Genomic DNA, 519 nt, shown 5'->3' on the forward strand with positions numbered 1-519 from the left:
GGCCCTGCTCGGGCTACTCGCGTCGTCGTGGGCGGGCAGGCTACGCGGCACGCTGAGCTGGAAGGGGCGTGCGCTGTGAGCCGGGTCGTGGTGGTCGGCGCCGGGCTGGGCGGGCTCGCGGCGGCGGCGCGGCTCGCCGCCGCCGGGCACGCGGTCACCGTGTTCGAGCGGGCCGACACCCCGGGAGGGAAGCTCGGCGTCGTCACCCGGGACGGGTTCACCTTCGACACCGGTCCGTCGCTGCTCACGATGCCGGACCTGCTCGACGACCTGTTCGCCGCGACCGGCGGTCCCGCGGACCTGCCGGTCACGCCGGTCGACCCGGCCTGCGGCTACGTCTTCGCCGACGGCACCCGGCTGGACCTCCCGCACGCCGTGGCCGCGGTCCCGGCCGCCCTCGACGCCGCCCTGGGCGACGGCGCCGGCGCGTCCTGGACGGCGTTGCACGAGCACTCGCGACGGCTGTGGGACCTCGTCGGGGAGCCGGTCCTGCGCCGCCCGCTCACCACGGCCGCGCTC

General features: G+C 77.8%; 1 protein-coding gene. It reads left to right on the forward strand.

Annotated elements, in window-relative coordinates:
• Positions 1-75 precede the first annotated feature (75 nt).
• The coding region (locus GTW08_RS24260) for an FAD-dependent oxidoreductase (RefSeq protein WP_161152588.1) at positions 76-519 on the forward strand (444 nt) is incomplete at its 3' end.

This window comes from Pseudonocardia sp. SID8383 (assembly GCF_009864975.1).
In the GTDB taxonomy this organism is placed as follows: domain Bacteria; phylum Actinomycetota; class Actinomycetes; order Mycobacteriales; family Pseudonocardiaceae; genus Pseudonocardia; species Pseudonocardia alni.